General features: G+C 51.7%; 22 protein-coding genes. 15 read left to right on the plus strand and 7 right to left on the minus strand.

The window, feature by feature from the left end; all coding sequences use genetic code 11:
* Positions 1-13 precede the first annotated feature (13 nt).
* Complete coding sequence (gene gmhB, locus A3193_RS16115) at positions 14-565, plus strand: D-glycero-beta-D-manno-heptose 1,7-bisphosphate 7-phosphatase (RefSeq protein WP_069015289.1); 552 nt, start codon at positions 14-16, stop codon at positions 563-565.
* Entirely contained in the window at positions 562-1,284 is a 723-nt protein-coding gene (locus A3193_RS16120) for a lysophospholipid acyltransferase family protein (RefSeq protein ID WP_069015290.1), read from the plus strand. Before gmhB ends, A3193_RS16120 begins: the two co-directional genes overlap by 4 nt.
* A 62-nt stretch (positions 1,285-1,346) precedes the next feature.
* Here A3193_RS16120 and gyrB read toward each other — a convergent pair whose 3' ends face one another.
* The 4 genes from gyrB to dnaA all read right to left on the minus strand — a co-directional run bounded on the left by gyrB (position 1,347) and on the right by dnaA (position 7,582).
* Positions 1,347-3,752 (minus strand): DNA topoisomerase (ATP-hydrolyzing) subunit B, encoded by a 2,406-nt coding sequence (gene gyrB / locus A3193_RS16125; protein ID WP_069003213.1) that lies wholly within the window; start codon positions 3,750-3,752, stop codon positions 1,347-1,349.
* Between the two features lie 77 nt (positions 3,753-3,829).
* Positions 3,830-4,900: a DNA replication/repair protein RecF gene (gene recF / locus A3193_RS16130; protein WP_069015291.1), complete on the minus strand. Its 1,071-nt coding sequence runs from the start codon at positions 4,898-4,900 to the stop codon at positions 3,830-3,832.
* 16 nt (positions 4,901-4,916) lie between these two features.
* Positions 4,917-6,017, minus strand: a complete 1,101-nt coding sequence (dnaN, locus tag A3193_RS16135) for a DNA polymerase III subunit beta (protein WP_069003211.1) — start codon at positions 6,015-6,017, stop codon at positions 4,917-4,919.
* A gap of 227 nt (positions 6,018-6,244) precedes the next feature.
* Positions 6,245-7,582 (minus strand): chromosomal replication initiator protein DnaA, encoded by a 1,338-nt coding sequence (dnaA, locus tag A3193_RS16140; RefSeq protein WP_069015292.1) that lies wholly within the window; start codon positions 7,580-7,582, stop codon positions 6,245-6,247.
* A gap of 264 nt (positions 7,583-7,846) precedes the next feature.
* On the opposite strand from dnaA, the gene rpmH reads away from it, so the two are divergent.
* The 6 genes from rpmH to A3193_RS16160 all read left to right on the plus strand — a co-directional run bounded on the left by rpmH (position 7,847) and on the right by A3193_RS16160 (position 12,002).
* Positions 7,847-7,981, plus strand: coding sequence for a 50S ribosomal protein L34 (gene rpmH, locus A3193_RS20150; RefSeq protein ID WP_071892818.1), 135 nt, complete (start codon positions 7,847-7,849; stop codon positions 7,979-7,981).
* Between the two features lie 11 nt (positions 7,982-7,992).
* Positions 7,993-8,355, plus strand: coding sequence for a ribonuclease P protein component (gene rnpA / locus A3193_RS20155; protein ID WP_071932353.1), 363 nt, complete (start codon positions 7,993-7,995; stop codon positions 8,353-8,355).
* The gene (yidD, locus tag A3193_RS16145; RefSeq protein WP_069003209.1) at positions 8,343-8,579 is read left to right on the plus strand and encodes a membrane protein insertion efficiency factor YidD; all 237 of its coding nucleotides are present in this window, start codon (positions 8,343-8,345) and stop codon (positions 8,577-8,579) included. The genes rnpA and yidD overlap by 13 nt, the downstream gene beginning before the upstream one ends.
* Complete coding sequence (gene yidC, locus A3193_RS16150) at positions 8,572-10,248, plus strand: membrane protein insertase YidC (RefSeq protein WP_069015293.1); 1,677 nt, start codon at positions 8,572-8,574, stop codon at positions 10,246-10,248. Before yidD ends, yidC begins: the two co-directional genes overlap by 8 nt.
* Before the next feature lie 6 nt (positions 10,249-10,254).
* Positions 10,255-11,601: a tRNA uridine-5-carboxymethylaminomethyl(34) synthesis GTPase MnmE gene (mnmE, locus tag A3193_RS16155; RefSeq protein ID WP_069015294.1), complete on the plus strand. Its 1,347-nt coding sequence runs from the start codon at positions 10,255-10,257 to the stop codon at positions 11,599-11,601.
* Positions 11,602-11,765: 164 nt separating this feature from the next.
* Positions 11,766-12,002 carry an HP1242/YdcH family protein gene (locus tag A3193_RS16160; RefSeq protein ID WP_069003206.1) on the plus strand — a complete coding sequence of 79 codons (237 nt, stop codon included), beginning with the start codon at positions 11,766-11,768 and terminating at the stop codon, positions 12,000-12,002.
* Positions 12,003-12,024: 22 nt separating this feature from the next.
* Here A3193_RS16160 and A3193_RS16165 read toward each other — a convergent pair whose 3' ends face one another.
* The 3 genes from A3193_RS16165 to A3193_RS16175 are packed head-to-tail and all read right to left on the minus strand — an operon-like array spanning position 12,025 to position 15,888.
* Positions 12,025-14,007 carry a transglutaminase TgpA family protein gene (locus tag A3193_RS16165; RefSeq protein ID WP_069015295.1) on the minus strand — a complete coding sequence of 661 codons (1,983 nt, stop codon included), beginning with the start codon at positions 14,005-14,007 and terminating at the stop codon, positions 12,025-12,027.
* Positions 13,994-14,962 carry a DUF58 domain-containing protein gene (locus A3193_RS16170; protein ID WP_069015296.1) on the minus strand — a complete coding sequence of 323 codons (969 nt, stop codon included), beginning with the start codon at positions 14,960-14,962 and terminating at the stop codon, positions 13,994-13,996. The genes A3193_RS16165 and A3193_RS16170 overlap by 14 nt, the downstream gene beginning before the upstream one ends.
* Positions 14,963-14,970: 8 nt before the next feature.
* Positions 14,971-15,888: an AAA family ATPase gene (locus A3193_RS16175; protein ID WP_069015297.1), complete on the minus strand. Its 918-nt coding sequence runs from the start codon at positions 15,886-15,888 to the stop codon at positions 14,971-14,973.
* A 375-nt stretch (positions 15,889-16,263) separates the two neighbouring features.
* On the opposite strand from A3193_RS16175, the gene mnmG reads away from it, so the two are divergent.
* From mnmG to A3193_RS16210, 7 genes are all read left to right on the plus strand, one after another.
* Entirely contained in the window at positions 16,264-18,138 is a 1,875-nt protein-coding gene (gene mnmG / locus A3193_RS16180) for a tRNA uridine-5-carboxymethylaminomethyl(34) synthesis enzyme MnmG (RefSeq protein ID WP_069015298.1), read from the plus strand.
* A gap of 2 nt (positions 18,139-18,140) precedes the next feature.
* Positions 18,141-18,800 carry a 16S rRNA (guanine(527)-N(7))-methyltransferase RsmG gene (rsmG, locus tag A3193_RS16185; RefSeq protein WP_069015299.1) on the plus strand — a complete coding sequence of 220 codons (660 nt, stop codon included), beginning with the start codon at positions 18,141-18,143 and terminating at the stop codon, positions 18,798-18,800.
* 100 nt (positions 18,801-18,900) lie between these two features.
* Complete coding sequence (locus A3193_RS16190) at positions 18,901-19,692, plus strand: ParA family protein (RefSeq protein WP_069003200.1); 792 nt, start codon at positions 18,901-18,903, stop codon at positions 19,690-19,692.
* 162 nt (positions 19,693-19,854) lie between these two features.
* On the plus strand, positions 19,855-20,766 hold the full coding sequence (locus A3193_RS16195; protein ID WP_069003199.1) for a ParB/RepB/Spo0J family partition protein: 912 nt from the start codon (positions 19,855-19,857) through the stop codon (positions 20,764-20,766).
* A gap of 737 nt (positions 20,767-21,503) precedes the next feature.
* Positions 21,504-21,761: a BufA1 family periplasmic bufferin-type metallophore gene (locus A3193_RS16200; RefSeq protein ID WP_083218144.1), complete on the plus strand. Its 258-nt coding sequence runs from the start codon at positions 21,504-21,506 to the stop codon at positions 21,759-21,761.
* 20 nt (positions 21,762-21,781) lie between these two features.
* Positions 21,782-22,672 carry an MNIO family bufferin maturase gene (bufB, locus tag A3193_RS16205; protein WP_069015300.1) on the plus strand — a complete coding sequence of 297 codons (891 nt, stop codon included), beginning with the start codon at positions 21,782-21,784 and terminating at the stop codon, positions 22,670-22,672.
* A complete protein-coding gene (locus A3193_RS16210) occupies positions 22,656-23,420 on the plus strand; it encodes an HvfC/BufC N-terminal domain-containing protein (protein ID WP_069015301.1) in 765 nt (254 codons plus the stop codon). Before bufB ends, A3193_RS16210 begins: the two co-directional genes overlap by 17 nt.
* The last annotated feature ends 73 nt before the right edge of the window (positions 23,421-23,493 follow it).

The following is a 23,493-nucleotide window of genomic DNA, read 5'->3' on the forward strand; positions in this document are numbered from 1 at the left end:
AAGCACTTACTTCATGAAACTGATAATTCTAGACAGGGATGGGGTGATCAATCAGGATTCCGACGCTTACATCAAACATCCGGACGAGTGGCAGCCAATTGACGGCAGCCTCGATGCCATCGCCAGGCTGAGCCGTGCTGGTTACCGGGTATTTGTCGCAACCAATCAGTCTGGTCTGGCCCGGGGTCTGTTCGATATTGAGACGTTGAATCGGATTCATCAGAAAATGGTCGACGCGGTACAGCAGGTCGGAGGACATATCGAAGCTATTGTTTTCTGCCCCCATGGACCGGATGAGGGATGTGACTGCCGCAAGCCCGGTAGCGGACTCTATGAGGCTATCGCTGAGCGCAGCCAGACAGGATTGAGGGATGTGCCGATAGTCGGTGATTCTCTGAGAGATCTTGAAGCTGCCGCCAAAGTCGGCGCGCAGCCCATACTGGTACGAAGCGGCAATGGCGAGAAAACCGTCAAACAACTTTCAGGTAAGCTGGCACAAACACCAGTCTACGAAAACCTAAACAGCTACGCGCTACAACTCATCAATGAGATGGACCCCCAATGATCCTGCTTAGATCGATTCTCTATTTCACTTTTCTGGTGATTACCACCATCGTCATTGCCACCGTTGGCAGTCTGGTCGCCTGGGCATTACCGAGAAAATATGTTCATTTTTTCGATACCACTTGGAGCCGTCTCAATCTCTGGGCACTGAAATTCTTTTGTGGCTTGACCTATCGGGTCACAGGTATGGAGAATCTGCCGGAAAACAACTGCATCATCTTTGCCAAGCATCAATCAGCCTGGGAGACCATTGCCCTGATCAGTGTCATACCCGGTGCCAAATCCTGGGTTTTGAAAAGGGAGTTACTGTTCGTACCATTCTTTGGCTGGATCATGGTCTACTTCCGACCCATCGCCATCGACCGCAAATCCGGTCGTAAAGCCGTGGAACAGATTATCGAACAGGGTATTGAGCGACTCAAATCCGGCAACCACGTATTCGTCTTTCCCGAAGGTACCCGGGTAGCTCCGGGCACCCGTAAACGCTATGGAATCGGCGGTGCAATTCTGGCAGAGAAATCAGGCTATCCGGTGCTCCCGGTCGCACACAATGCGGGGGTTTTCTGGCGCCGACGGGATCTGCGCAAATACCCAGGGGTGATCGATGTCGTGATCGGTCCACTCATCGAGACAGCGGGAAAATCATCCACAGAAATCAACAAGGAGGTTGAAGAGTGGATCGAATCAACCGTCGACAGCTTACCGAATGAAAAAAGCTAAGGTTCTTTAACAGCAACCCTTACAGAGAAAGTAAACACTCACTTACATCGCCAATTTCAAGACTACACATCGAGGTTTTCAACCGTCAGAGCGTGGGTCTCGATGAAGTCCCGACGGGGTTCTACCTGATCCCCCATGAGGGTTGCAAAGATCTGATCTGCAGCCACCGCATCCTCGATACTGACCTGTAGCAGGCGACGGCTGTCCGCATTCATGGTGGTCTCCCAAAGCTGTTCCGGGTTCATCTCACCCAGACCTTTATAGCGCTGAACATGCTGTCCGCGTTTGGCGTCATCCATCAGCCAATCGAGAGCCTGTTTGAAGCTGCTGACCGGCTGCTCCTTTTCACCTCTTTTGATCACTGCATCGTCACTCAACAGACCGCTGAGCTGACTGCCCAGCTCAACGATCTTTCTATATTCAACGCTGTTGAAAAAGTCGAAGGGAATCACTTTTTCATTACCGATACCATGCACTTTTCTGGTCAACAACAGTCCGGCATCCTCAACATTGTTCTCATCCAGCAGCGCCAGAGTGCAGGACTCTGAAATGCCCAGGTCCGTATTCAATCTCGATTCAAGCTCTTTGATCCAGGATTCGATACCGCTCTTGTCCTCAATCATCTGCTCATCCAGCTTTGGCATATAGATCAGCTTTTCCAACAGATCGCCATCGTAACGAAGCGAAAGACGACCGATACTGGCCATCACCGCAAGGAAAGATCTGGCCATGGTCTCAAGACTTTCACCGGAGAGTGGTGGTGCCCCAGAGGTAACGATCAGCGCTGCGTTATCCAGGGCCGATTGCAGGAAGTAGTTATTCAGATCCTGATCATCCTTCAGGTACTGCTCTTGTTTACCCTTCTTCACTTTGTAGAGTGGCGGTTGAGCAATATAGACGTGCCCCCGGTCGATCAGCTCAGGCATCTGCCGATAGAAGAATGTCAGCAGCAGGGTTCTGATGTGCGCACCATCCACATCCGCATCGGTCATGATGATAATGCGGTGGTATCTCAATTTGTCCGGATTGAACTCCTCCCGACCGATACCACAACCCAGTGCTGTAATCAGGGTTCCGACTTCCGCAGAGGATAGCATCTTGTCGAAGCGTGCCTTCTCAACGTTGAGAATCTTACCCTTCAGCGGCAATATCGCCTGAAACTTTCGATCCCTACCCTGCTTGGCAGAGCCCCCGGCTGAGTCACCCTCCACCAGGTAGAGTTCAGAGAGTGCAGGATCTTTCTCCTGACAGTCGGCCAGTTTTCCGGGTAGGCCGGCGATATCCAGTGCACCTTTACGACGGGTCATCTCCCTCGCCTTGCGTGCCGCTTCCCTGGCTCTGGCCGCCTCAATCATTTTACCCGCAATATTCTTGGCATCCCCCGGATTCTCCAGCAGGAAAGAGTTCAGGTTTTCGGTTAACAGATTCTCGACAACCCCTTTCACCTCAGAAGAGACCAGTTTGTCTTTAGTCTGAGAGGAGAACTTGGGATCCGGAACCTTGACGGACAATACAGCGGTAAGGCCCTCCCGGGCATCATCCCCGGATGTATTGACCTTCTGCTTTTTTGATAAGCCTGATTGCTCGATATATTGATTCAGAGTGCGCGTCAGTGCAGCACGAAAACCGGCAAGGTGGGTACCGCCATCCCGCTGAGGGATGTTGTTGGTATAGCAGAAAATACTCTCCTGATAGGACTCATTCCACTGCATGGCAATCTCCACGGCAATGTCATTACGCTCATCAGAAAAGCTGAACACTCTCTCATGCAGTGGTGATTTGTTGCGATTCAGGTGCTCGACGAAGGCAAGTATTCCGCCAACATACTCAAAGATATCCTCTCTCCCTGTAGACTCTTCCTTCAAGATAATCTTGATACCAGAGTTCAGAAATGAGAGCTCTCTTAATCTTTTTGCCAAAATATCGTAATGAAATACGATATTACTGAAAGTTTCGCTGCTCGGCATGAACGTTACGCTGGTACCACTCCTTTGAGTATCACCGACCGGGGCAAGATCTGAGACGGGTACACCATGTTTATAGGTCTGCTCCCAAACCTTCCCCTGCCTTCTGATCTTGAGTTTGAGCTCTTCAGACAGGGCATTGACCACAGAAACACCTACACCGTGCAAACCACCTGATACTTTGTAGGAGTTGTCATCGAATTTACCGCCCGCGTGGAGAACGGTCATGATCACTTCTGCAGCGGATCTTTTCTCCTCAGGATGCTCATCTACCGGAATGCCTCGACCGTTATCACTCACCGTAACGCTCTGATCAGAGTGGATGGTCACTTTGATCTCATCACAGTAACCCGCGAGTGCCTCGTCGATTGAGTTATCCACCACCTCGAAAACCATGTGATGAAGCCCTGTACCATCATCTGTATCACCGATGTACATACCTGGACGCTTTCTGACAGCATCAAGACCCTTCAGCACTTTGATATTCGAGGAATCGTAACTCATTAATTTTTCCGTGGAGAAAACCTATATTGGTTAAAAGTGCCTATTATACCTACACTTTCACCAGATATACGACCGATTTAAATCTCAGCGAACTGACCATGTTCCACGTGGAACATTTTAAATTCATCCTTTTCGAAGGTTTCACCAATATTTTTTGTGAGGTCCGTGATGAAGGTTTGTATGTTTAAGTCTGCCATGGCTTTAAGAACCTGGAGATAATGTGAATGGTCAAGTTCTGATTGAATATCGTCTACCAGAAGAATCGGCCTCTCCTGTTGTTTTGTCTGTAGTAGCTTCGTTTGAGCCAGCATCAGATTCAATGCCAACAATTTATTCTGTCCCCTGGAGAAGTAGTTTTTCACTCCCCGCTCATCCACTACAATTCTCACGTCCAGTCTATGTGGGCCAGCTGAGGTGAAACCTCTTTCGCGATCCGTCTGGGTAAGTTCATCCAATGCATCTTCGAAACTGACTCCCTTTCTCCACCCATTGTAGAGCTCTAGTCTACAATGGTATCCACTCTGCTGACTCGCAAATAACTCTGCAATCGCCTTATTCCACTCCTCGAGATAGTCTCTTTGTAGACGGTTTAGTTGATTACCCAAATCAACCAACTGACTTGTCCAGACTTTCAGATCAACACGATTTCCTGAGAGCGCTCGATTTCTTTGGGCGATAGTTTGGTTGTAACGTTGAGCCAATTGTGCATAAAAAGGTTCCACGTGGAACATTCCCCAATTCAGAAGTTTTCTTCTGTGTACTGGACCTTCTTCTACGAGTCTCTGGATATTTGGGGTGATAATGGTGAGCGGAATTGATTTTGCCAGTTCTGACAATTTTGTTATTTTTTTTCTATCTTTATGTACTGTGGTTCCCTCTCTACTTTTACTGAGACCAATTCTGTACTTTGTTCCTGATTGACTTTGTAGTTCAGAAAATATTGTCAGTGATGGTTCACCTGTCTTGATGAGTGTTCTATTTTGACTCTGTCTGAATGAGCGGGTACGTGCCAACAGGTAGATGGATTCAAGGAGGGTGGTTTTACCAGCTCCGTTAGCTCCGGTAATGATATTGAGATTTTCTGATGGAAATATCTCCGCATCCGAAATATTGCGGAGATTTTGTATCTTGAGTCTTTGCAGATGCAATGTGCTTTTTTAGCTACTATATTCTCATTGGCATGACAACATATTTACTGTCTTTGTTGTCCTTACCGTAGATCAGTGCACTGCTGTTGGTGTCTTTCAATTCGATGATAATCGTCTCCTCTTTAATCGCTGAAATAGCATCGAGGATGTAACCAACGTTGAAACCGATTTTGAGTTCATCTCCCTGGTAGTTTACTTCCAACTCTTCCTCAGACTCCTCTTGTTCCGGGTTGTGTGCCTGTAGCTCTAGTAGGTTATTCGAGAGATGAAATCTTATGCCTCGGTATTTTTCATTTGAAAGTATGGAGGCTCTTGTGAGTGATTGTTTGATGGCACTCTTTTCGGCTTCGACTTCTTTGTCTGATCCTGTCGGCATGACACGTTGATACTCTGGAAATCTTCCATCGATCAGTTTGGAAGTGAAGACAGTATTTTCCAAGAGAACCTTGATGTAGTTGTTACTGAGTTCAACCTTAATGTCATTATCGTTGTCACCAAGCAGTCGACTGAGTTCAATGACCGCCTTTCTTGGCAGGATAACCTGGAGGTTAGTTTTCTCATCAATGGTTTTCAGTGATTGGCTCATGGCCAGTCGATGTCCATCTGTCGCAACAGTTCTTATGTCACCACCGGTGAGTTCCAGCAACATGCCATTGAGGTAGTAGCGAACATCCTGTTGCGCCATGGCAAATTGGGTATTTTCGATCAGTGTATTGAGTATGGATTCTTTGATTGTAAATACGGTGCTACTGGGTGTTGGTTCAATGACCGGGTAGTCACGAGCTGGTAGTACACTGAGTGAGAACCGACTTCTTCCCGATTGCAGTTTCACTTTGTCTTCACTGATATCCAAAGTCACTTTGGCTGATTCAGGTAGCGCTTTACAGATATCGAGCAGTTTTCTTGCCGGTATGGTGAAGTCAGCATCTCCGTCACATTCCGCCTCAGTCTCTGTTTTCAGTTCAACTTCCAAATCTGTTGCAGTGAGGTTTAATTGGCCATTGTTAGCGTTTACCAGAATATTTGCCAATATGGGTAGTGTCTGTCTGCGTTCGACAACACCTGCAATCTTCTGTAGTGGTCCAAGCAAGTTTTCTCGTTCGGTGCTGATTTTCATGTTATCCACTCAGTATCTTAATAGTATATTTTTAGATATATAGACCTGTTATTATTATTAGGCCTGTAGATATCTAAGTATATTTTTCATATCTATTTGTTTTTTAAGAGAATTTTCTGGTTATTTTCGCTGTCTTGAACGCCTCGAATCCTGCTGAATAGGTGTTAACGGATTGTGGATAACTAAGCAGACTAAATTTTGCGCTTTTTTTAAACATTTTATCCACACTAACTACTCAGTGTTCTTAACAGATTGGAATAATCTTCCGATATTCTCGGGTCACTCTCTCTTAACTCTTTAACCTTTCGGTTAGCGTGTATCACAGTCGTGTGATCTCTGCCACCAAAGGCGCTGCCTATTTCCGGAAGACTGTGATTGGTCAACTCTTTTGCCAGAGTCATGGCAATCTGTCTCGGTCTTGCGATCGATCGACTTCGTTTTGAAGAGACCAGATCTGATGTTCTGATCTGAAAATATTCAGCCACCGTCTTTTGAATATTCTCAATGGTAATCTGTTTGTCGTGTGCAGCAAGCATATCCCGAAGTGCATTCTTGGCGAAATCCAGACTGATCTCCCGACCGGTGAAGGTTGCGTTGGCGATAACCCGTCTCAATGCGCCTTCCAGTTCACGAATGTTGGATCGGATACGCTTGCCCATAAAGAAGGCAACTTCCGTGGGTAACTCAGCATTCAGTTGTAGCGCCTTACTCTGCAGGATGGCGACTCTGGTCTCCAGATCCGGTGGTTCGATGGCAACCGTCAGTCCCCAGCCGAATCTCGATTTTAGTCGCTCTTCAAGGCCGGTTACCTCTTTCGGGAAACGGTCACTGGATAGAATGATCTGCTGCTGGGATTCGAACAGTGCATTGAAGGTGTGAAAGAACTCTTCCTGTGAGCGCTCCTTACCTGCGAAAAACTGAATATCATCGATCAACAGAGCATTCACGGAGCGGTACTTCTTTTTGAACTGTTCAATGGTGTTGTGCTGAAGTGCCTTGACCATCTCAGCAACGAATCGCTCCGAGTGTAGATAGACAACACGCGCCTGTGGATTCTTTTTCAGCATCATGTTGCCGACGGCGTGCATCAGGTGGGTTTTGCCCAGACCCACTCCACCATATATAAATAGTGGGTTGTAGGCTTTACCCGGGTTCTCGCCGATCTGTATGGAGGCGGCACGGGCAATCTGATTGGATTTACCTTCGACAAAGGTATCGAATATAAAGCTCTGGTTGAGATTGCTCTGAATCGGCGTGGTATTCTCACCACCGGAGGTGACGGTAATCGGTTGAGGTGGCGTAATCTGCTGTTTCTTCTGTGGCCGGATTTTTGAACCGATCTCTATGAGAACCTTGGGTGCCTCCCCGTTGCACACCACATTGAGATGGTTCTGGATCATGTCCAGGTAGTGATTGCGGACCCAGTCGAGCACAAACCGATTCGGTGCGAGCAGTCGCAGCAGCTTGGCATCTTCAATGATTTGCAGTGGTCGGATCCAGGTGTTGTATTGCTGTGGTGAGAGTACTTGCTCCAGGTGCTCGGTGCAGCGGTGCCAAAGGTCCAATTTCACTCTCCAGCGAGGGTCTAATATCAGCTTGGTATTTAAATCAGAAGAAATTCCAGCTTCCACTGACAAGGCCATGTGGAAATATCGGTAATGGCTGGAACATGCAAGTCTACTCTGGGTGGCCAGAGTTATCCACAGTTAAAAACGAATTTGTTTTGCCGGTTTACAGCTGTTTTCTATTGACAAGTAGTGGTGTTTAGGTCTAGGCTACGCGTCTTTTTTTCGTCCATACTTCATTGGCGGATTTACCGGTAAGCAGCTATGAAAAGAACATTTCAGCCCAGTAATTTAAAACGAGCCCGCACCCATGGTTTTCGTGCGCGCATGGCAACTCGCAATGGCCGTAAAGTGTTGAAGGCGCGTCGCGCCAAAGGTCGTGCCCGTATTGCTCTCTGAGCCAGGGTTCATTGCCAATATCTGAAGGGGCTTTCCCCCGAAGCCGAAGATTACTTAAACCCGACGAATTTCGTCGGGTTTTTAGTGAAGGTCGGCGTTCCAGTGATCGCTTCTTTTTGGTACTGGCCTATCCGAACCAATGTGTTCATGGACGCTTAGGCCTGGCGGTTGCCAAAAAGCATTGCCGAAAAGCAGTGGACAGAAATCGTATCAAGCGTATCATTCGCGAGAGTTTCCGGCTCAACCAGACGCAATTGGCTGGTTTGGATCTAGTAGTCGTCGCCAGACATGGCGCAGCACGTGCGGATAATCGAGTTTGTCTCAATTCACTACAGCACCATTGGCATAGGATTGCAGAGCAATGCGCCAAATAATGATCTTTCTGATCAGGCTCTACCAAACTATACTAAGCCCCTTTGTCGGCCAGCACTGCCGTTTTTATCCCAGCTGCTCAGCCTATTCTCTCGAGGCGATTGAGAAGCATGGGGCGTTGCGCGGATTCTGGCTGGCTCTGAAACGAATTTCACGTTGTCACCCCTGGCATGAAGGTGGGGTGGACCCGGTACCCGAACCTCAAAAAAAGCAGTTCCATGGATAATCTAAGACTGATTCTCTTCTTTACTCTGGCCTTTCTCGGGCTGTTGATCTATCAAGCCTGGCAACAGGATTATGGAGTACCCGCGCAACTGGAAGCTGAGCAGGCGGCCAGACAGAGCGGTACGCCAGCCACACCTCAGGGCGGCGAGGATTCCGGGGTACCGACTGCAGCGGTTAAAGCGGATCTGCCTAAGGCGGCGGCGGGCAGTGCGGTACCCGGTGATATGCAGAGTGGCCTCAATGGACAGGTGGTCCATGTGGTGACCGATCTGCTGAAGTTGGAGATCTCCACTCAAGGCGGTACGGTCCAGCGGGCTAACCTGCTGGAATATTTTGAGACCCTGGATACCCCTGATCTGAAGGTGGAACTATTCTCCCCTTACGGAGCCGACCTCTATATTGCCCAATCCGGGCTGATCGGATCTGAGGAAGGTCAGGCTCCGAGCCATGAGGCTCTCTATCAGAGTGAGCAGACTCGCTACGAGATGGGTGAGAATCAGGATCAGCTGATTATTCCCATGGTGTGGAAAAGCAGTGATGGTGTGACTGTCACCAAACAGTTCACCCTGAATCGCGGCAGTTATCTGATCGATGTGGACTACCTGATCGAAAACCAGTCTGGTGAGAGCTGGGCCGCCCGTGACTATGGCCAGTTGCAACGGGTGGAGCCGGATGGTGACGGTAATGGTTTCACAACCTATACCTACACTGGTGGTGTCTATTACAACCCGAAGGACAAATACGAGAAGGTCGACTTCGACGATATGGCGAGTAAAAAGCTCGATATCGATACGAATCGGGGCTGGCTGGCGATGATTCAGCACTACTTTCTGAGTGCCTGGATCCCACCCAAGGATCAGGTTGAGCACTACTACACAAATGCACTGAGTGGCGGTAAGTATCTGCTTGGCAGCTATTCCCCATCGATTACGGTTGAAAATGGACATACCGAAAAGATCAGTCGTCAGCTCTATGTTGGCCCAAAACTACAGGATCAGTTGGAGAAGATTGCGGAAGGTTTGGAGCTGACCGTCGATTACGGCTGGCTTACCGTAATTGCGAAACCGATTTTCTGGTTGCTGAAGACCATTCACAATATGGTGGGTAACTGGGGTTGGGCAATCATCCTGCTGACCATTCTGATCAAGGCGGTGTTCTACAAACTCTCCGAGACCAGTTATAAATCGATGGCCAACATGCGTAAATTCACGCCCAGAGTCCAGGCGCTGAAGGATCGTTACGGGGATGACAAGCAGCGGTTCCAGCAGGCCATGATGGAGCTCTATAAGACAGAAAAGATCAATCCACTAGGCGGTTGTCTGCCGATTCTGGTCCAGATTCCTGTATTCATCGCCCTCTACTGGGTGCTGTTGGAGAGTGTGGAGTTGCGCCATGCACCCTGGATTCTCTGGATAGAGAGTCTGTCGGAGAAAGATCCCTATTTCATTCTGCCGCTGATCATGGGTGTCTCCATGTTTGTCCAGCAGAAGCTCAATCCGGCTCCACCTGATCCGATGCAGGCGAAGATCATGATGAGTCTGCCGTTTGTGTTTACCATCTTCTTCGCCTTCTTCCCGGCCGGGTTGGTACTCTACTGGGTGGTCAACAATCTGATCTCCATTGCCCAGCAGTGGTATATCACCCGACAGATTGAGAAAGCTGCAACCTGAGGCTGAATGGCAGCGCGGGATACCATCGCCGCAGTCGCAACCCCACCCGGTCGCGGTGGGGTTGGGATTGTGCGAATCAGTGGCGCCAATTGTCCGCAGATTGCTGAATCCCTGATCGGCAGCCTTCCACCCCCGAGAGTCGCCAAGCTGGTCGACTTCACCGATCAGCAACAGCAGCTCATCGACCAGGGAATCGCACTCTACTTTCCAGCACCCCACTCATTCACCGGTGAGGATGTACTGGAACTCCAGGGTCATGGTGGTCCGCTGGTGATGGATCTGTTGCTCCAGGCAGCACTGCAGGCCGGAGCCAGAGTAGCTCATGCGGGTGAGTTCAGTGAGCGGGCTTTTTTGAATGACAAACTCGATCTGGTACAGGCTGAGGCCATCGCCGATCTGATCGATGCCCAGAGTCATGCAGCGGCCCGACTGGCCAGCCGCACCCTGCAGGGCCACTTTTCCCAACGTATTCACACACTGGTTGAGCAGCTGATTGAGTTGCGGCTCTATGTTGAGGCGGCAATCGACTTCCCGGAAGAGGAGATCGATTTTCTCAATGACGGCCACGTAAGTGAGCGTTTACTCTCGATAATGTCACTGGTTGAAAAGACTTTTCAATCCGCGCAAAGCGGCAGAGTGTTGCGGGATGGTTTGACGCTGGTGATCGCCGGCAGACCCAATGCAGGGAAATCGAGCCTGCTCAATGCTCTGGCGGGCAGTGAATCCGCGATTGTCACCGAGATCCCGGGCACAACCCGGGATCTGCTCAAGGAGCGTATCACCATTGAAGGCATTCCTCTCCATATCATCGATACGGCGGGTCTGCGTGAGAGTGATGATCCGATCGAAGCTGAGGGTGTACGCCGGGCAAGAGAACAGATGGCTGAGGCTGACAGAGTGCTCTGGGTGTTTGATGATCGAAGCGACCCGGATCCAATGGCGCTGGACAGAAGCACCCTGCCCGAGGGGGTACCGGTAACCCTGATACGCAACAAGATCGACCTGACCGGAAAATCGCCGGGACTCCATCAGATTGAGGATGGGGTGGAGATTTGTCTGTCTGCAAAACAGGGTGAGGGAATGTCTCTGTTGAATGACCACTTGAAGCAGTGTGCCGGATATCATGATCAGCATGAAGGCGAATTTATCGCCCGGCGTCGTCATCTCGATGCGCTTCAGCGGGGCATGCAATATCTTGAGCATGGTCAACAGAGTCTGCTACGGGACCAGGCTGGTGAACTGCTGGCTGAAGATCTCAGAGTTGCCCAGCTTGCCCTCTCGGAGATCACCGGGGAGTTTACCGCAGACGATCTATTGGGCCGGATTTTTTCAAGTTTTTGTATTGGCAAGTAGCTTTATGGATATCCGTTGGATATTGGCTATCCGATCAATCAAGTTCATAGACAAACGGCTGAGGTTGCAAAAAATCATAACTTTTTTTGATTCAGTACATTGTTGCCGTAGCCAGAGTCGCCTTAAGGTGTTGAAATAGAGATTCCGAATAAGAGGAGAGAATGATGCTGGGTGAGTCACACGATCTGTTGCATGAATTTCCCGAGTACGCAGAAAAAATTGCGGATCTGCGGAAGAGTAATGAGGTGTTTCACAATCTGATGGATGAGTACGATTGGCTGGACGCCCATATTCGTAATCTGGAGGAGTTGAGTACACCGGTCTCCGATTTTCATATCGAAGAGATGAAAAAAAGGCGTCTGTTACTGAAAGACAAGTTGTACGCCATACTCCACGATTGAGTCGCCGGGTTATTAAATTCGTTCAGGCACCAGGTTTCTGCCGGCCTGGACGAAACTGCCTGACCTGTTGAAGCAGCTTTTTGAGCTGGCTTTTGTCGGCATCGGGTCCATATCGCAATTTGATGTAGAGTGCCGTAATTCTGCTGATCGGTGCGGTCAGATCGGGCCGTTCGGCAATTGCCCGTTTCGCGTAGTCCATCGGACCTTCATAGGTTTTCCTGCTGATGCCCAGACGGGCGAGTTTTTTGCAATACTGGTTGTAGGCAACAATCTCAGCAAGCGGTTGTTTTCTTCCCGACAGCACCAGTCGCAGAGCAACCAGCAGCAGCGGTATCGCGATCAGTCCGATGGTTATCAGACTCCACTGGAGTGGCGTCAGCCTATCGAAGCCAAAATTACGCATCATTGAAAACTGGTGTTCACGGCTGTAACCGATGATCCAGCGCCGCCACTGGATATTGGCATTATCCAGCATATGGGCGAATCGCCGCAGGCTTGAACCGACCATTCCCAGTTCATCGAGCTGAAACATTGCCGGCGAACCCTCTGCGCCAAAATCATTTCTCAGTTGAAAGCGTATGCGTTCCGGCGCAACGGCTGCTGTTGGGTCGACGCGCAACCATCCGCTCTCTTCCAACCAGACTTCCGTCCAGGCGTGGGCATCGTATTGCCGGATGATGTAGTAGTCACCCAACTCATTGAATTCCCCCCCCTGATAACCCAACACCAGACGGGTGGGTATGCCGGCGATGCGCATCAGTTGAGCAAAGCTGGTTGCATAGTGTTCACAAAATCCCTCTTGAGTATCGAAAAGAAACTGATCGATGGGGTTATCCAGATAACGGGGAGGTGTGAGGGTGTAGACAAAAGGTTGGTTATTGAAGTGGGCCAATGCAAGATCGACAATTTCTCTGGATGTCGTGGCACTTCTGCGCCACCCTTCAACCAACTCGAATTGCCGTTGGGTGACATTGTCCGGCAGCTCCAATGCCCGTTGCAGCATACCGGGTAGAACGACCCTGTTCTGCTGCTCGGTGGTGGAACGAACCTGATAGGTCAATGATTGTCTCACCGGCTCTCTTCTCTGCAGGATAAGATCCTGTGAAAGCCTGAAATTCTGCTTGCTACTGACCGGCAGATCGAGGGCATACAACCAGCGCTTCTGATGTGCTTCGAGAAATACCTCGTAACTGTGTTCGCCATGGGCTTTCAGTTGAATGTGTCGTTCAACCACCTGCTCCTTTCGGTTGAACCAGCTAAGGCCGTCCGTATCCCAGATCACCAGGCCACGCCAATAACGTTGTTCTACCGGTGGTACCTCTCTGTCGAAGCTGACCCGGAAGGCAACCTCCGGTGATTCGATCAGCTCGGCTATCTGCCCCGGTGTTACCCGGTCACTGAGACCGGTGGTTCCACTGCTGCCGATGCCCAGATTCCAAAGGGGTTGGTTCAAACGGGGAAAAATAACAAACAGCACGATGGCTATCGGAATCGCCTGCAGAGTGATGATTGCGGTTCTGACGAAGGGATCCAGTGTGGTGGCGGATGGCTTGATGCGATTGATCTCAATCAGCAACGCGGTCAAACAGACCATCACCGACAACAGATAGAGCGCCATCATCATCGATTGATCAAACAGAAAGTGGGTAATGATCACAAAGTAGGAGATGAAGACGGCGACATAGAGGTCTTGACGTTTTTGCACCTCCAGTATTTTTAACATCATCATTACCGTCAGCAGACCTACGCCTGCATCCCGGCCGATCAGCGTGTGGTATTGGCTGAATGTGAGGATCACACCACCCAGGGTTGCCACTACCAGCAACCATCGACCTGGTTGGAATTGTGGATAGCGAAGCGCAACAAGTCGCCAGACGAAGAGTACGATCAGAAACAGAGAGATCGGAAGTGGCACGTGTAGGGCATGCGGCACGATCGCCAGCCCGGCACAGAGAGTAACCATCAGATGCTGCCGTGCCGTCAGACTGTGATCAGCGATCTGCATTGGCTATTCCGTATCGGGCCAAGGCGCTGAGGCACTTCTGCATATGGCCGCTGCCAAGACCACTGGCGATGGAGAGACCAGGTATTTTCATTGCATAGGCGTGTCTTAACTCCTCCTGCTGTAGAATGAATCGGCATAACAGACTGAGCCGTCGTTCAGGTTCCTGCTCCGGTATCAGATCCCAATCGAGAGTGATCTCCAGATGACGGTCGCCACCAAACTGTTTACTCAACAAACCCTGCTGTCGGGCATAGGCCTTCCAATCGATCTGTTTCGGTGAGTCACCGGTGCGAAAGGTTCGCAGTCCGACAAAGTCATCGCTGCCAACTCCCCGATCACCACTGCTGCTTTTGGTGTAACTCTCGGTAACAGGCGGTTCACCCCGTTCCGCCGGTTTTGGATAGACCAGACAGCCGAGATCGATTTCGGCATAGGTCCAGGCATGAAACAGACCCAGCGGATAGGTGGTGTGCAGAGTGATTTGCGGTAGTTTGAAAAGACCGCGCTTTTTACTTACCAGAGGGAGATGGATCGGTAGCTGCTCATTGTTTGGAATATCGAGACTGTCACCAAAATTTTTTTTCTGTTTCAGGGTGATCGCAAAACGGTCGAGGTTCGAAGGATTGATCAGTGAGAGGCAGAAATCCGCCGACTCTCCGGCAAACACCGAATCCACATGATGCGGCTGAAGTCTCAGGCCCAACAGATTACGCCAGGTATGCAGAATGCTGGTGATCCAGATGCCACCTAGGAGAAAGGTCGCCAGGTGGCCAAGATTACTGCCGTAGTTGATCGAACCAACCAGCATCGCCAACAGCACCACCGCCAGCAGAAGTCCCTGTTTGGTGGGCAGTATATAGATACTCCTGGCCTTGACGGTGACACCACCCTGGGTATCGGGCCTGGCCTGGCGGCGGAACTGTCTTAACCAACGATAGAGTGATGAGCGGGTCATGTAGCCGATCAGGGTAGCGGTATTTTGTTCAACAGATCTTTGACCAGACCATCTCCGGAAATCGACATCTTCTCACCGGAGGTCTGTAATCTGTGACCAATGGTTGCCGGCAGAATCGCCTGCAGGTCCTCGGGCAACACCAGGTCGCGATCCTCGAGGAAGGCCCAGGCCCGAGCGGCCTGCAGCAGTGCCAGTCCGGCACGGGGGGAGAGACCGAGGCGGTAGTCGGGCATGTTTCTGGTATGTGCCAGGATATCCTGACAATATTCGATCAGGGCATCGGCCACATGTACCTTGGTCACCTGTTGCTGATATTCGGAGAGTCGCTGACTGTCGAGAACCACCGGGTGATCTCCCAGTACGGCCCGGCGATCTCCTCCGGCCAACAGATCACGCTCCGCACTTCGACCGGGGTAGCCGATGCTGATGCGCATCAAAAAGCGATCGAGTTGGGATTCGGGCAGGGGAAAGGTACCGACCTGATGGCTCGGATTCTGTGTGGCGATGACAAAGAAGGGTTCCGGCAGGTTGTAGGTTGCTCCGTCGGTGGTGACCTGCCGCTCTTCCATGGCTTCGAGCAGGGCACTCTGAGCCTTGGGTGTGGCCCGATTGATCTCATCGGCGAGCACCACCTGAGCGAAGATCGGTCCCCGGTGAAACTGAAAGTTCTGCTGATTGGTATCGAACACCGAAACCCCGATGATGTCCGAAGGCAGCAGATCACTGGTGAACTGAATCCGCTGATAGTTGAGTCCCAACAGATGTGCCAGGGTATGGGCCAGGGTGGTTTTACCCACACCGGGGACATCTTCGATCAACAGGTGTCCTCTGGCGAGCAGACAGGTCAGGGAGAGTTTCACCACCTCCTGTTTGCCCAGCAGGATATTCCCCGCCGCTTTGATTGCCTCAGCTAATTCAGGACCCATGGTTGTTCCTCTTGTTGTATCGGGCTGATTGTAGATTTTAAAAAAGTATCAGCCTACTTGATCGGCAGGCTGCCACTTCAGGTTTAGAAACGATTGTACATATATCAGCTTATGGCCCATTGGCCCGCTTGTTCGGTCTATTGACTGATTTAGGGATCATCATTCCAAAGATGTCTGTATAAATTGGGGGGAATTTGCGATTCCCGAGTGATATATGACTATAGTGAAGCCGATGGCGTTTGATAAATCGTCTCATTAGCGGGATGAATCAGTTAAAATGCCGGGTTCGATACATTAGTTTCAGCTTGCTTGCCGCTGCAGCGGTTCGATGATCGGCTACACAGGCAAGCGGCGGATCCGCGAATAGTTATGACAATGTTGTTTACCGATAAGTTTGATGTGATTGTGGTGGGTGGTGGCCATGCCGGTACGGAAGCGGCCCTCGCGGCGGCACGGATGGGTGCCCGGACGCTGCTACTGACCCACAATATCGAAACCCTGGGCCAGATGAGCTGCAATCCGGCAATTGGCGGGATCGGTAAAGGACACCTGGTGAAAGAGGTGGATGCACTGGGCGGTGCCATGGCCCAGGCAGCCGATCTCGGCGGTATCCAGTTCCGTATTCTCAACTCCCGTAAAGGGGCCGCGGTGAGAGCCACCAGAGCCCAGGCGGACCGGGTGCGATATAAAGCTGCGATTCGTCATCGGCTGGAGAATCAGGCCAATCTTCAACTGTTCCAACAGGCGGTGGACGATCTGCTGGTCGAGCAGGATAGCGTCACCGGGGTGGTGACCCAGATGGGCCTGAAATTCCGAGCCGATGCGGTGGTGCTGACCGTGGGTACCTTTCTCGGTGGCCGGATCCACATCGGGCTTTCCAACTATGAGGGTGGCCGGGCCGGTGATCCTCCTTCGAATGCACTTTCACAGCGTCTTAGGGATCTGCCGTTTCGGGTGGAACGGCTGAAGACCGGAACCCCGCCGAGAATTGATGGCCGCACCATTGATTACACTCAACTGCAGGCCCAGCCCGGCGATACTCCGACACCGGTATTCTCTTTTCTTGGCAAACGTGAACAGCATCCCCCACAGGTCAGCTGTCATATCACCCATACCAATCAGCAGACCCATGAAATCATTCGCGGCGGGCTCGCCCGCTCGCCCATGTATGCGGGTGTGATCGAGGGGGTCGGCCCCAGATATTGCCCCTCCATCGAGGACAAGATCGTACGCTTCGCCGACAAGGATTCGCACCAGATCTTTATCGAACCTGAAGGTCTCGATACCCACGAAATCTACCCAAACGGTATCTCCACCAGTCTGCCGTTCGATATCCAGTATCAGCTGGTGCGCTCGATGAAGGGTTTTGAAAACGCCCATATCACCCGTCCCGGCTACGCCATCGAATATGACTTTTTCGATCCGAGAGATTTGACATCCTCGCTGCAGACAAAATACATCGAGGGGCTCTTTTTTGCCGGACAGATCAACGGCACCACCGGTTATGAAGAGGCGGCAGCCCAGGGATTGTTGGCCGGTATCAATGCGGTACGCTTCAGCAAACAGCTGGAGCCCTGGTCGCCGAGAAGGGATGAGGCCTATCTGGGTGTTCTGGTCGATGACCTGATCACCCAGGGAACTCAGGAGCCCTACCGGATGTTTACCAGCCGGGCTGAGTATCGGCTGCTGCTGAGAGAAGACAATGCGGACCTGCGGCTGACCGAAACCGGACGCCAGCTGGGGGTTGTCGACGACCAGCGTTGGGAGGTCTTCTGTCGTAAACGGGAGAATATCGAACGGGAGCAGCAGCGGTTGAAGGATATCTGGCTGCGCCCCACCGATGTGGATTCGCAGCAGGCGGAGAGCATCCTGGGAGGCAACCTGTCGAAAGAGGCCAGTGCCCACAATCTGCTGGCAAGACCGAATGTCAGCTACCGGCAGCTGATGACCATACCCAGGCTCGGCCCGGGCCTGCAGGAGCCGCAAGAGGTGGAGCAACTGGAGGTGCAGGCAAAGTATGCCGGCTATATCGCCCGTCAGCAGGGAGAGATCGAAAAGCAGCGCGCCAACGAATCGGTCCTGCTGCCTGAGGATCTGGACTATACCAATGTCCGGGGTCTCTCCTCCGAAGTGCGGGAGAAATTCCAGCGGCATCGGCCCGAGACCTTGGGACAGGCGGGCCGGATACCCGGTGTCACCCCTGCCGCAATCTCACTGCTGCTGATCCATCTGAAAAAGCGTTCCGCCTGATCATGGCCGGATTCGACAGAGCCGCTTGTGGCCGGCGACTTGCGGAAGGTGCCGTATTGATGGGCCTGGTGTTGGAGGACGACAAACAGCAACAACTGCTCGACTATCTGGCGTTGATGCATAAATGGAACAAGGCCTTCAATCTGACCGCAGTGCGCGATCCACTGGAGATGGTCTCCAGACATCTGCTCGACAGCCTGGTTTTATTGCCCTACCTGCAGGGGGAGCGCTGTCTCGATATGGGTACAGGCCCAGGTCTGCCGGGTATTCCACTGGCAATCATGCGCCCGGATATGCAGTTCACCCTGCTCGACAGCAACAGTAAAAAGGTTCGCTTTCTACGCCAGGTGGTGATGGAGCTGGGGCTGGATCACTGTCATCCGCTGCACAGTCGACTCGAGGCCTATCGGTCGCAAGCCCCGTTTCAAGTGTTGACGGCCCGTGCGGTGAGTACCCTTTCCGAGTTGCTTGATGTGAGTCGGCACCTGCGCGATCGCGAGAGTCTGCTGCTGGCGATGAAAGGGCGAAATCCGCAGCAGGAGCTCGATGAGCTTTCAGCCGATTACGTGTGCCATGTGATGCCCCTGAGTGTGCCCTTTACCGACGGGGAGCGCTGTCTGGTCTCAGTCAGAGAGCCAGAGAAGGTGGAAAATTCCCTTTGACGGAGCTTTCAAGGGGCACTTTGCCAAGAAAGTTACCACCTTCGGCGGCTGTGCCGTTATGATAGGCCCTTCCTGCAACTGTGGAATCAAGTAGACCAACATGGGTTACATCATCTCCATTGCCAACCAGAAGGGCGGCGTCGGCAAGACGACCACCACGGTGAATCTGGCCGCCTCCCTGGCCGCCATGAAAAAGCGTGTCCTGTTGGTGGACCTGGATCCCCAGGGCAACGCCAGTATGGGGAGTGGTATCGACAAACACAATCTGGAAAACACCAGCTGTGAGCTGTTGCTCGGGGATGCCACCCTGCGAGAAACCCTGATGACCTCCCCTGAAGGGGGGTTCGACGTCATACCCTCGAATGCGGATCTGACGGCGGCCGAAGTGGGATTGATGAACATTTCGATGCGGGAAAAGCGTCTTGATATCGCCCTCGCTCCTGCCAAGCAGGACTACGACTATATTCTGGTCGACTGTCCCCCTTCATTGAATATGCTGACCCTCAACGCCCTGGTTGCAGCCAATGGTGTGTTGATCCCCATTCAGACGGAGTACTACGCACTGGAAGGGTTGTCGGCACTGATGAATACCGTTGAGCAGATACGCTCCCACCTCAATCGCAATCTGCAGATCGAAGGATTCCTGCGCACCATGCACGACCCTCGAAACAATCTTGCCATTGATGTGTCCGGTCAACTGCTGGCCCATTTCAAGGACGCCGTGTTCAACACCATCATTCCACGCAATGTCAGGGTGGCCGAGGCGCCGAGTCACGGTTTGCCGGTGTTGATCTATGATAAACAATCCCGAGGCGCAACCTCCTATCTGGCTCTGGCCAGTGAGTTGATACGCCGGCATCGCATGCGTCAAAGCGAAGCCCAAATGGTATAACAGAAGTACCTATTCAGGAGGCCCTGTATTTAGGGCCAACTGAATGGTTACACCCCAGCTTTTGGGGTTTCCAAAGGGGAGAAGTCTTACTCTCCCCTTTGGTCAGTCCTAAAAATCGCACTTTTTAGGACTGTTCTAAATAGTTATTAACGGAAAAGAGACATGGCGGCAAAGAAAAGAGGATTAGGACGTGGACTGGATGCCCTGTTAGGTGGCATGCAGGCTGACACGGAAAAGGAAGTTGCATCAACCGAGAGCGGTAAAAGTGGCAGTGGTCAAGAGAGCAAGCGGGACAACCTGTCTCGGCTGCCTGTGGATCTGATTCAACGTGGTCGCTATCAACCGCGGCGTGAGTTCGATCCGGACAGTCTGCGCGAGCTGGCCGACTCGATTGCCGCTCAAGGGGTGATTCAGCCGGTGGTAGTTCGTGCCGTGGAGAATGATCGCTACGAACTGATTGCCGGTGAACGACGCTGGCGGGCCGCCCAGCAGGCCGGTTTGGATGAGATCCCGGTGGTGATCAAAGAGGTCACCGAAGAGGCCGCCATGGCGATGGGGCTGATTGAGAATATCCAGCGGGAGGATCTCAATCCATTGGAAGAGGCGAATGCCCTGAGCCGCTTGCTGCATGAGTTCGGACTGACCCACCAGGAAGTGGCCAAAGCAGTGGGTAAATCGCGTACCACGGTAACCAACCTGTTGCGTCTGCTGGAGCTCAATGAAGAGGTCAAAGGGCTGGTCGAATCGGGCCGACTCGAGATGGGCCATGCCCGCACCCTGCTCGGATTGAAAGGTGATGATCAGACCAGAGCCGCCAACCAGGTGGTCAGCCAGGGGCTGTCGGTGCGGGAGACCGAACGTCTGGTGCGACGGATGCAGAATGAGGCTGAAAACCCAAAACCCAAGCGTGCCGCCCAGCAGGTCGATCCGGACATCAAGCGCCTGGTCACCGATCTGTCGGAGAAGCTGGGTGCCAACGTGGATCTGCAACAGGGTTCCAAGGGTAAAGGCAAACTGGTGATCGGTTACAACAGTCTGGATGAGTTGGAAGGAATCCTGGACCATATAAAATAGTGGTCATTTGCCTAGGGCCTGTCAGCAGGCCTTAAATCAAATCCAATCTTCGCCACTTAACCATGAGGTCAGCAGCGCCTGCTGGCCGGGCTTCAATATTTTGGATGATAAGCTAACCCAGCTTATTTGTCGGCCGATTGAACCGACCTACTGGATGACCAAACACCTATGGCGCTCAGCCATATTCATCATCTTCTTTGCGCTTAAGAGCGGTAGAGCTGCCGTTTCATCTGTCGTGTGATAGAAAAATTAGGAAACGGCGAATTGCAAATCACATGAATTGACACACCATGGGTTGTTGGCCTTAACAGCAGCTTGTGGATGAGTTGTCATTTTATCAATGTGTTAGTCCATTCCCTGATCTCCGAAACCAGTCACTGAGTTGTCTGATTGAAAGGGATTACGCCGCATAAAGCCCCTATACACTGTGATACTTTCGTTAATATCTATCCCAGCGACAGATGCTATGTTGTAAACAACACAAGCAGATATCTGATCTCTGTTGTGTTACCGCCGTTTAATTGAAAGGTCGGATTGAGGCTTCATGTTTAACCACAATTTCACTGATGAATTAAACGAAGGGATTTGTAAAAAAGAGATGGAAAAGTGAATCCGAAAAAGTGTTGAAGACGTAATTACACACACAAGGGATTCATTCTCCATGCTCGATTTAACGAAATGCGGTAATCGCATCACTATCGATTTTTTAAAACAACACTCTCTCGGAGGAGTTAATCATGAAAAAAACGACCACTTCTGCACTCGTCGCCGGCGCAATTACCACTGCTTTGGCACTCTCTCCTGTCGGCGTGGCTAACGCGGCTGATACTGAAAAGTGTTTCGGCGTAGCCAAGGCAGGTAAAAACGATTGTGCCGCTGGTCCGGGTACCAGCTGTGCAGGTACTTCTACCAGTGACGCACAGGGTAATGCCTGGATGCTGGTGCTTGAGGGTACCTGCGAAAAGATCGTCGGTGGCAGCCTGACTGCCAAGTAAGCTGAGCTGCTGGACCTGATATGGAAACGATCCACAAGTCCGGTAGAAAACCCACCCCGGTACCGATCAGGGCCGGGGCGGGTCTGAAGCCGCAGCACTATCAATCCGTGATCGAGGATCAGCCAGACATCGGTTGGTTCGAGATTCATCCTGAAAACTATATGGGTCGGGGTGGACCACCTTTGCGCTATCTGGAAAAGATACGCCAGGACTATCCCATCTCGCTGCACAGTGTCGGTACCTCCCTTGGCAGTCATCTGCCCTTGGATATGCAGCATCTGCAGCAGTTGAAGGCCCTGGTGGAGAGGTTTGAACCCGGTCTGGTTTCAGAGCATCTCTCCTGGAGCCATGGTTACGAATGGTATACCCACGATCTGATGCCTCTGGTCTATACGGAAGAGAGTCTGCAGCTCATGGTTGAACACATCGATCAGGTTCAGGAGTATCTGCAGAGGCCGATACTGATCGAGAATCCCTCCAGCTATCTGCAGTTCAAGGCCAGTGAAATGCCTGAGCAGGTATTCTATGTGGAAGCGGCCAAACGGAGCGGCGCCGGCCTGCTGGTAGATGTAAACAATGTTTTTGTTTCCTGCACCAATCATGGCTGGAACATCGATGACTATTTGTCAGAGATACCGATCCCGCTGATCGGGGAGATCCACCTCTCAGGGCATTCGGTACAGCAGGTCGAAGGCCGCACCTTGAGGATCGACGATCACGGTTCACCGGTCTGTTCCGAGGTATGGAGTCTCTATCAGCAGTTCATATCCCAGTTCGGTTTGGCACCAACCCTGATTGAGTGGGACAGCAACATTCCCCAGTTTCCACAACTGCTGGAGGAGGTATCTTCAGCTCAGAGTCTGATGGATCGTGTTGCTGAATCGGAGGTCCGGCATGTCGTTACTGGCTGAATTGCAAAGAAGCTTTTGTGACGCCCTGAGAACCGCCGATGCGCCGGACGGCGCCCTGTTGGAAATGTTGCAGGATGACGATTTGGCACTGCAGAGATTCCAGGTCTACCGAAACAATTTCATCGTGCTCAATGGTGATGCATTGGCGGATATGTTCCCGGTAGTGAAACGTCTGGTGGGAGATGAAGCTTTTCGTATGCTGGCAACCGCCTATGTACGGCAGCATCCCCCCAGGGATCGAACGCTGTTGTTGTATGGCGACCTGTTTGCCGGCTTTCTGCAGACGATACCCGAGCTGTCGGGTCTGCCCTACCTGAGTGATGTTGCCCGGCTTGAGTTTGCCTGGACTGCGGCCTATCACGCGGAGGATGCCCTCCCTCTGCAGCCGGATCAGCTGCAGAATCTGTCTGAAGAGGCGTTTGCCAGGCTGCCGCTTCGCCCCCACCCTTCGCTGCAGCTTCTGGCCTCCGATTTTCCCATCCAACGGATCTGGTCGGTCAATCAGACCGATGATCAGGATGAGCTGATCTCGCTGGATGAGGGAGCCTGTTGGTTGATTGTGGTAAGACCGGACAATGAGGTCCAGGTACGGGTTGTCCAGGAAGGTGAGTTCGAGTTTGTCAAAAGGCTTCATGCCTCGGCAACCATTGGTGAGGCCTTCGAAGCGGCGAATCAGATGGATCCACAATTCGATTTGGGGCAGTTTTTCGCCCGTCATCTGTTTGATGGGACTTTTTCTGCCATGTGAGTACAACTCGGGAAGCTCGGATCGATTCGACGACCGCCATCCCGGTATAGCGGGCGTTTTGAACCGATGCACG

Origin of the sequence: Candidatus Thiodiazotropha endoloripes, from assembly GCF_001708965.1 — a bacterium.
GTDB lineage: Bacteria > Pseudomonadota > Gammaproteobacteria > Chromatiales > Chromatiaceae > Thiodiazotropha > Thiodiazotropha endoloripes.